At 56.8% G+C, this 1,219-nt stretch carries 3 protein-coding genes; 1 reads left to right on the top strand and 2 read right to left on the bottom strand.

What is annotated here, in order from left to right; translation table 11 throughout:
- A partial coding sequence (locus A2I95_RS39840) for a TGS domain-containing protein (RefSeq protein ID WP_291737865.1) occupies window positions 1–187 on the bottom strand: 187 nt, incomplete at its 3' end.
- Between the two features lie 280 nt (window positions 188–467).
- Between A2I95_RS39840 and A2I95_RS39835 the strand changes: the two genes are divergently transcribed.
- Window positions 468–716 (top strand): hypothetical protein, encoded by a 249-nt coding sequence (locus A2I95_RS39835; protein WP_027259402.1) that lies wholly within the window; start codon window positions 468–470, stop codon window positions 714–716.
- A 137-nt stretch (window positions 717–853) separates the two neighbouring features.
- On the opposite strand, the gene A2I95_RS39830 is transcribed toward A2I95_RS39835, so the two are convergent.
- A partial coding sequence (locus A2I95_RS39830; RefSeq protein WP_291737864.1) for a DUF4105 domain-containing protein occupies window positions 854–1,219 on the bottom strand: 366 nt, incomplete at its 5' end.

Raw genomic sequence — 1,219 nt, 5'->3', positions numbered from 1 at the left:
TGTGGATGGCGATGGTCGCATCTGCATCAATCGGCCACTGCAGGTCCCAGTGCCGACCGTCGACGGTGGCGGAGATGGCCTTTTTGGCCAGCGAGGTGGAAATGCTGGAGGCCACCTGCGCAGGGGTTACGCCTGCGTCATAGGAACGTGCATTGCCATCGGGGAAGGTGAGAGAGATTTGGGCCATTGTCTGGCTGCTCCTCGTCGGTTTGGCGCCCACAGAACGCCCGGTTGCGGGTATGTGTTTGGTGCGCGCGTTTTGCGGTCAAAGCGGGTTCAAGTCAAGACGGGTTTGCATGTGTCTGTTATTGCCCTGGAAAATTCCTTTGTGTGCCAATGCATGCGATTGTACATATATGTATACAGGTAAGCAATTGAAAAATAACAAAAAAACTGTTGCTATGAAGCCGGGTCCGGGGCAGTGTTGCCGAAACCTTAGGCCCAATGGACATACCAGGAGTGTTCCGATGACCCGCCCGAACCCGAACTTTGATCTGACGGTTGAAGATGTGGACCTGATTGAAACCGCGCTGTGCCAGTCCAGGGAAATCCTGTCGCAACGCCGTCTGTCCTATGAACATTGCGCACATGTCGAAGGCGGGCCGAGCCGGGAGAAGGCACGGCTGACAGGTGAGGCATTGACCCGGATACAGGATTTGCTGGGGCGCTTGAGCACTCAGAAAGACTACGGCAGCCAAACTGCCGGAGTTTTGTGACAGGGGCCGAAAAAGATTCGTGAACAGGTTCGTAACGGGGCCAGCAGGTGTTCACTTAACCCGATTGCAAACAGAAAACGGGCGAGGGGCCGGCCCCTCGCGCTCCCCGGAGTATTTTAAACCAGAAAGAAGCTGGATCAATTCGATACGAAAGCGGGGATGCCTTGGCGGATCATTTGGGAATAATCCGGGGTCACGCCGTGGGCCTGGGCAATTGCTGTGATGCTTCCCAGGGCACGCAGTTTTTCGACCGTGCGGGTCTGGTCCAGCACGCCCCGTTCCCATGCATAATCCGGCAGATAGCCGTTTGCCAGCACCCGCCAGTCCAGCGGGACTTCGTCTGCAAAGGCGCGGATCATTGTCATCACCACGGTGGTGCAATTGGTGGTGAGTGAATTATACCACTGCGGCCGGGCGGCGAGGCTGTTGGCCGCATCAACATATTGCATCAGCAAGGTGCGGGCGGTCTCGGGGCTGACGTCAATGCGGAACAGCTGCACGTT

The organism is Leisingera sp. F5 (assembly GCF_001593695.1).
This window is presented reverse-complemented; position numbering and strand designations above follow the sequence as displayed.